The sequence below is a fragment of the Pseudomonas syringae pv. cilantro genome (genome assembly GCF_001293775.1).
GTDB classification, from domain to species: domain Bacteria; phylum Pseudomonadota; class Gammaproteobacteria; order Pseudomonadales; family Pseudomonadaceae; genus Aquipseudomonas; species Aquipseudomonas syringae_P.
Genome location: NZ_LGLN01000095.1, coordinates 10,031 through 17,546 on the forward strand (window position 1 = coordinate 10,031; position 7,516 = coordinate 17,546).

Consider the following 7,516-nt stretch of genomic DNA (forward strand, 5'->3'; position numbering starts at 1 on the left):
GCCTCGGCCAATTGGGGGTGTAAGCCGGAACCCCGGAAAATTCCGTCGGAAAACGTCACCAGAGCGGTTTACGGCTGCTTTTGCTATCCGACACGGTTTTCCGTACATGTTTTGGCCGCTCAATCAAACAGTTTTCGGCTTGGCGACGTCGCAGCCGGAAAATAACTGTTTGGCGTCAATCCGCACCAGTACTGGCTTCTCGCCCATGACGGAAATTTCTGGGATTCCGGCTTACAACCCCAGGTAGCCTTTGTGATACTGCGCGGCTATGTAACCCTGCGTTTCCACGAGCGCCACCGGCGCTTATGAATAATAACAGGACCAGGCTTGCGATCAGTCACTTCGTTACCAACGTTTCTGCTCTGGGCCTCGACGACATCCGGGGCTTCAATCTGGATACGTACATCCCCAGTCTCCTCTGAAACGCTTAGGACTTGGATCTGAATTCCATCGCCAATCATAATATTTTCACCTTCGCGGCGAGTCAGAACGAGCATACGAATTTCCTTTAATAGCAGCCACCAAGCGCTCTAGGCGCGGTAGCCGAATTTCCTATCAGACGCGTGGTGGCGTGCTGACTGTCTGCTGAAAACCGCCACCCTCCGGCAACTGGCTCGGTACCTTGAGTGCATCCCTTGCCTACACGCAACGAGCCAGAAAGGGCCCATAAACGCGAGCAAGCAGGTTTTCGATTGCAAGCCGCTACAATTCCTGTCGCCCATTAATCCAGTCCATCAGCATGAGCGCAGCACGCCAAGGCGCAAGTGTTGAAGTATCCAGGCAAATATGGTTGATGGCCTGTATGGACGCCGCATAGTTATTGTTATCCCGCAAAATGTCCTCAAGGCTTGTCCGACTGTTGACCTTTCTGAATGCTCGTCGGTCTTCATTCTCCGCCCTATCGAGCAGATGCTCGTTGGCAGCCGTAAGCTGAACAAAATAGGGAATCGTCTGGTATTTCTGGCACAGCACCTTCAGGGCGTCGATGTACCAGTCGTCATCAATACCACGGTAACAAAACGTTGTTACGACAACCCTGTCGTCGCATTCGAGCAACAACTCCATCGCGCTAAGCCGAAGCCTGCACGTGAACCGCTTGCAGTCCTCAAAGCTGCAGTCCGGCGGGAGCAAATTGGCGACTACGTCGAATATCAAGTGGTTGTGAAAAAGAATCGCGGATAGATGCTGCGTTAGCTCCTTGCTCACGGTCAACTTGCCAACAGCGGGCGGGCCATAGAGAAGAACCAGTTTTTTAGCATCACGTGCTTTATGGGTCGTCATCACTGAACGGTACTCGTTGTGCCCGGCTCGTAGTAGGTAATGTTAAGCGTATTGCGGGTAACAACTTCTTTGCCCGACAAACGCGTCACCTCATGCCACGTGTCCTCGTAGTGTCCGTCGCGGACTATCATGCTGGCATTGCCAACCAAAGGAAAAACGGTGTGATGGGCTTTGCAATGATCGCAAGGATCGAGAATGCGGAACAATCCACCCCAGTCTGCCTCCCAGTGTGCATTGAAATAGACGATCAAACGAAAACCGCGAGGCAGCGAAGCATCGACGTGAGGCAAGTAGTGCGCATCGCGCCCGCTGCGAAACGCAACGGCTTCCATCGGATAGTCAGTGAGATCAACTCCGCAAAACTCGGTCATGGCCGCCCGAAACGAATCAGATACAAGTTCGTTACTCATATCGACCCATGCGGCAGATAAGGTCGCTGGCTCGCGAACATGGTGCGATGCAAGTGGAATAATAGTACGTCGGTAGAAGTGGCCGCCGTTACGTTCCCGATAACTGAAACCCTCGGTCGGGAAATCGCCAGCAAGCTTATTCGCAATAGTGTCGTCACACCATATGTTGCACAGCTGTCCCCACCTGAACGGCACGTCATGTAGAGTGCCGTGTGCAATCCGTTTTAGCGCCAAGTATCCAGACGACCCTCCTTTATTACTATCAGAACCTGGGAGCTTACTGTTGCGAAACACTGCGAATTGAACTGACCAGGCGATCGGTCAACTCATCCGCTTCGGGTTCGCTGATCAAGAACGATGGCGCCAACTTCAGATGCCGATCGGCGGCCCCCACAATAACCCCCTGTCTGCGAACGGCAAGTTGGGCGCGGGTGCACGCTTGCGACGTTTCGAATGTAATCGACAACATAAGCCCTTTCCCCTGCACGCTCACGATACTGTTCGTCGTCTGCAAGTTCTCGCGAATTCCCTGCAGCAGTCGCGAACCACCCGCTGCCACTACCTCATAACTACGATGACTGTCTAGATAATCGAGAATGAACAATGCTGCACGACAGCCAAGGAGATTGCCTGACTGCGTATGCCCATGCCTGAAAAGTGGCATAGATTGCGCAGCAAAACTGTCGGTCATGTCTGCCGTCGTCACCACTGCGGTAATCGGAAAACCGCCACCAAGGCACTTGCTCAAAATGACAATATCCGGGCTAGCACCTTGGTTAATGGATTCACAAAATGCACCTGTGCGCCCTACCCCGCAATACACCTCGTCACAGATAAACGGGATATCGTACTTCTTTGCTAGCGCAGACAATTCCCGTAGGAACCCATCCGGAAACTGCCGGGTCCCGGCCATCGCCATAACAGGCTCGACGACGATTGCAGCTATGGTCGTTTCCTGTTCGGCCAGCAGCGCACGCCAGTGTGAAATATCCTCAAGGCCTGATGGAATAGGCATCGCAATCGAGTGAGCGGCAAGTAACGGCGCTGCCCCTTCATTGATGAATTCACGACGCGTGGCTATCATCGCACCCAGCGTGCAGCCGTGGTACGCACCATCAATCGCAACGACTTTGGTTCGCTGAGGGCACCCGCGGTTAATCTGATACTGCCACGCCATCTTGAGGGCGGCCTCGACACCTTCACTTCCACTCATGACGAGAAACGTATGGACAAGTCTGGCCTTCACCAGTTTGCCACTGATTCTCTCGGCAAGCGCTTCGGGGAGTACCGTATTTGAAGAAATATTACACGCATGAACGAGTGTATCAACTTGCTCCTTCACCGCCGCGATAAGCCCGAAGTGCGAGTGTCCGAGGCAATGATTATAGCTACCAGAGATACCATCAATATAGCGTCGACCCGTATCATCGTAGAGATAAACCCCCTCACCACGAACAATGCTCGGCCTGCAATCATCCATTTTCATCGGTGTGTAGGGAGGCCAATACAGTCGCGGCGTATTAGATATAGCTCTCATATTTCGTACCTGAAAGTTCTGACTTCAATTGATCGATGTTGTTGACCACCGCCGAAACCGGCGCCTTCTCCTTCTTACCTGTTCCGGACTGAAGCATTGCAGCTGACACACCAAGAAACTTGAGCATACGGGCGTGCACAACTTCTGGAGTCGCGAGCAACTCTTCGTAAGTGATCGGCAATATGTCGTGCCCGTGAAACTGGTCGCAGAATTGCGCCCGATTTACAAGATCGCGGTCAATGAAGTCGACGAGTTCATGAAGCGGAACCGACAGTTCCATATGCGGCCTCAACCTCTTATCTTCACGGCCAACGTACCAAACGTGATCGCACAGGCTTTTCTTTAGCGACACAAGTCGCTCCAGCCGGTTGCGTCGGTCGAGCAGGATTATTTTTAGGTCGCGGACATCTGCTAAGGCGCCCCACACGTTCTGGCCTGCCCAATGGGTGTCGAGATCGCGAAAGAGCACGAAACCGACGGCTTCGACATATTCGAAATACGGTCGAAATAGATGCCTTTCAAGAACCCCGGCTGCCGTCGTGTCCTGCACCGAATAAGGCAAAAGGTGCTGGCCGAATCGATTAAACGCCTCACCGTGGACCTCAATACACGGATGCGAGCCAAGCAGCGTACGCAGCAGATGTGTTCCTGAACGTGGCGTAGATACGATGACAAATCGCCGATATTGCAACTGCGCTGCCATGACATTACTGTCCAAGCTGCCGCCCATCCATTTATCTTTCTCTGCCTGTGCGATCTTCGTACGAACGAGTTCAAACAGTTCAGGGGCGGTATCCCTGACGCCGAGCATTGGCGCCATGACCTCGTCGCCGCGCATCCCCCTCTCGCTCCAGCCCCGACCGCCCCTCCGATATTCGCGAACAAATTCAACAATGACCTGTTTCATGTCGTCGCTTAATGAGTAGGCGTTAAGGTCGGTCTGGATCCGCGACTTAAGCTGACTGGCGCGACACGATATCCATGAGGCCCACTGCGCCCCCGCATCTTGCTCCGGCATATGTGACATTCCCTCAGTCAAGATTGGCTACCTCGGGTACAGACCAAGTCTGTTGGTGCACCAGAATCGCATGGTGAGGACAGAAAGAGTCCTCGAAACAGGATTCGAGGCCTGGCAGGGTCGTCGACATATGAGCATCGACCATGCGACAGCTGGTCGTTTCGTATAATCAGCACCTGCCCTTTATGCAACCCAAACTTCAGAGTGTAATCGCTGTTTTCGGAGGCGAGCCGGATGAGATACGCCGCTGCGTCAATCACCCGTGCGTCCATACGACGCGAGTATTCCCAGTCAGCCGTGATATCGAGCGTGAAGCCGCCAACAATATATCCGTCTTCGCGACGAAGAAACATCGGCCCAATGTGTTGATACTGCCTACCCGAACGCGTACTAGTAGATCGGCGCCTGAACGCATTATCGGCGAGCAAGGACCGAGCAAGATCAGGATGATCCTCGCTCAGTGCTCGAAATGCCGACACGCTATCGAACAGAATGGACTCCCCGCCGAGAGCCGCAGATTCTCTACAAAAGAGGATCGACGTCTTGATGGTGCCTATAGGTAAATAGGAACCATCGGTATGAAGCGGCACGTCTGTAGCGCCGTTGAAGACGACATGGCTGCCGCTCGACAGACCTCCGACCTGGTTAATTCCCGATGATGCTATGCCTTCTGCATGCTCAAGCCGGTTGAAATCCGACTGGTACATTGGGCCCAAGCCGTAAAGTGCGGCCATGCGGTCAAAATCAGACGCATCGAATCTCCATTCCCCCGAAACGATCGCGAAACCAAACTGATCAATATGTCGACCAACCGCTGCCGTATCATCCACCTCAAGAACCTGCATTGACCATCCATTGAATCGGCTTTGCATACCTATCCCATATAAAAAGTTAGTTTAGAAGCGCTTGCATGGATTGCCTCATGATCGAAAACCATTAATTGAATGCTCGTTCGCTTTCGTAGGCTCTAAAGGCCAAGCACGCGAGTACCGACTCTATTTACACCCCTCTGGAATAAAGTCCCTGCTTGGTCATCACGCTGTCATGTGTCAGCTGAGCCGGTGACGGGGCATCTGATTTTTCTAGCTGCTCTCCCACTACCCCCGGAATCCCTGGTCAAGATATTATCCATAGTACGTCGCTTCCGCTATTGAATTGGGTGGAACATTCATGCCAATCAAACTAATTTCAGCCCCTGAGATCTTTATTATTAGGGCATGGCCATGCTCTAGAAGGCATGAAGTCTGTCGCACCCCTAACATGTGGTGAGCAAAAAGTGCCACAATACCTCCATGAGAAACAACAATAACCCGGCCTTGGTGATTATTTTTAATAGTATGTATTCCACGGACAAAACGCTCCAACGCTGAACGACCTGACTCCCCTCCGGATGGGGTATACTCAAGTGTTATTAACTTTCTCAATAGCTCAGGATCAGCAGATATAAGAAGCTCCTTAGACTTACCGTCCAGTGCGCCCAAGTGGCGCTCAGAAAAGTCTGTGGAAACAAATCTTCTCAAGTTAACGTCAGTTGTCAAAAGGTTTGCGGAGACCAGTGAGCGTTTATAGTTAGAGCTATAAATAGCATCCCACTTCTCATTCTTAAGCGTTCTGGCAGTGTCCTTGAACCGATCTATCCCTACGTTATCCAGCTCAGGATCAGACTGTCCCTGAAAAACGCCAAGCAAATTTTGTGGCGTTTCACCATGTCGGATAATGACAATTATCATCGAGCGTCGTCACTTAGCATTATTATCGGATGCACAGAACTTCTATATGACGCGCAGATATCAAAGCCTTCATTTGTGACCTCAAAAGACGACAGAGCGTTTCCCAAGGCGGCAATACGAACTTTCATGTTGCACTCCTGTGTACTATTCGCGAAAAAATCTACCTATAATGTATAGAATAAGCTACTGATAAAGTTTAATTTTTTCGGGAGTCAGCAGTTGTTTTTTTTAAAAGTATACTAAAGGGGTAATAGATGCGCAACTGAACTAGAAAGGGTGATACCATTCATATGTCCAGCCACTTCCGCTACTCGCCAGTTTTTACCCTTTACTGAAACAATATTAGCACGCTTTAGTTCGGTTACTAGTAATCGAGTCGCCGCTATGCGCTTTGCGGGATTCTCGGCGATAATATTCAAACTCCTCATCCATAAGGTGTTTGATTCACCACGAGTCAAACCATCGAGTTTATAAAGAAGTGCTTGCGCTATTTGTGCGTGACTGACAAGTGAATCTACGGGGTTCATAATGTTAGGGTAATTAGCCTCGATTCCGCCAGGTGAAAAATTGGGCTCTTTATCATAAGCGACAAAAAGTGTTGATATGGCGTTGAGTGGAGAGTAAAAAATAATATCGTCGATGAATTGAGTGCGATTTTTAAAATGTAGAGAGTAACAACTTTTCTCGGCACTATCCTTAACGGTTTCGATTTCGTGAGCGGCTGGCATGATGAACTCCAACTGAACTGTCATCGTGCCAACGTTACCACCGAAAATTAAATACGTATCGCCTTGGGAGTCAAGTCCTTGGCTTTCTTTAGTTATTTTCGCATTGATATCACGTAGATCTTCTTCAGGTTTATTTCCGGCCTTTATAGATATTCTTTTCACCCAACAGTGATCAATGCTTTTGAAGCTATTCAGTAGAATATCCTGGCTTAAATTAGTTGAAATTGTCAATGCGTCAATGGTGCTTAAGTGCGGTACTAGTTCACTGCTACCGTTCTTTTTTGACCAATTGGCTGGGTAGCTAAGAGTTATATTTGCGTCCACTGCACTTTCAGTGAGGTTAACATGTCTAGCACTATACTCCACATGTTTGAAACCATCGCCAAAGAAACGATCTTTAGCGGGCCCCAAATGATTTTCTATATTGCTAAAACTAAGGTCTTGCATGGATACATTCCTTATAAACCATTCTTTGCTGCTTTTGAGTTTTTTCGACTGCGGAAGCTATACAGCTACCAATTTTTATAAAATGGTGGCTCTGTGTGGCCTTTGGGACGGATTTGGTTCCATGCAAACGTAGGTCAACGCCAAAGCTTTATTTGGCGCAGTTGGCCAAAGCGTTCTTAAACGGCGATCGGTTGGGGCACGTCAGGGAGCAACGAAACATCAAATGCGCGCCGCCTGGGAGACCGTGCGTGAAAACGAGGTTTCTTGCTACATTCAGACCTTATCTTTAGTCTGGTTCTGTGCCCAGACACGCTTTACCTGGCTGACACTGACACCGGCCAGCCGCGCAGTCTCCGCAATGCTAC

Annotated in this window: 8 protein-coding genes; all 8 read right to left on the reverse strand. The window is 50.3% G+C overall.

Annotation, left to right across the window (positions count from 1 at the left end):
• Nucleotides 1-266: 266 nt before the first annotated feature.
• Complete coding sequence (locus tag ABJ99_RS25415; RefSeq protein WP_054088142.1) at nucleotides 267-497, reverse strand: carbon storage regulator; 231 nt, start codon at nucleotides 495-497, stop codon at nucleotides 267-269.
• 205 nt (nucleotides 498-702) lie between these two features.
• Nucleotides 703-1,281, reverse strand: coding sequence for an AAA family ATPase (locus ABJ99_RS25420; RefSeq protein ID WP_053481465.1), 579 nt, complete (start codon nucleotides 1,279-1,281; stop codon nucleotides 703-705).
• Nucleotides 1,281-1,613, reverse strand: a complete 333-nt coding sequence (locus ABJ99_RS29435; protein ID WP_004667075.1) for a 2OG-Fe(II) oxygenase — start codon at nucleotides 1,611-1,613, stop codon at nucleotides 1,281-1,283. Before ABJ99_RS29435 ends, ABJ99_RS25420 begins: the two co-directional genes overlap by 1 nt.
• Nucleotides 1,614-1,968: 355 nt before the next feature.
• Nucleotides 1,969-3,171, reverse strand: coding sequence for a class-III pyridoxal-phosphate-dependent aminotransferase (locus tag ABJ99_RS25430; protein ID WP_005734276.1), 1,203 nt, complete (start codon nucleotides 3,169-3,171; stop codon nucleotides 1,969-1,971).
• A gap of 40 nt (nucleotides 3,172-3,211) precedes the next feature.
• Nucleotides 3,212-4,246 carry a sulfotransferase family protein gene (locus ABJ99_RS25435; RefSeq protein WP_054088144.1) on the reverse strand — a complete coding sequence of 345 codons (1,035 nt, stop codon included), beginning with the start codon at nucleotides 4,244-4,246 and terminating at the stop codon, nucleotides 3,212-3,214.
• Nucleotides 4,247-4,263: 17 nt separating this feature from the next.
• Nucleotides 4,264-5,091: a TauD/TfdA family dioxygenase gene (locus tag ABJ99_RS25440; RefSeq protein WP_054088145.1), complete on the reverse strand. Its 828-nt coding sequence runs from the start codon at nucleotides 5,089-5,091 to the stop codon at nucleotides 4,264-4,266.
• Between the two features lie 279 nt (nucleotides 5,092-5,370).
• A complete protein-coding gene (locus tag ABJ99_RS27925; RefSeq protein WP_080378328.1) occupies nucleotides 5,371-5,976 on the reverse strand; it encodes a histidine phosphatase family protein in 606 nt (201 codons plus the stop codon).
• A gap of 239 nt (nucleotides 5,977-6,215) precedes the next feature.
• A complete protein-coding gene (locus ABJ99_RS25445; RefSeq protein WP_054088146.1) occupies nucleotides 6,216-7,151 on the reverse strand; it encodes an AvrD family protein in 936 nt (311 codons plus the stop codon).
• Nucleotides 7,152-7,516: the final 365 nt, after the last annotated feature.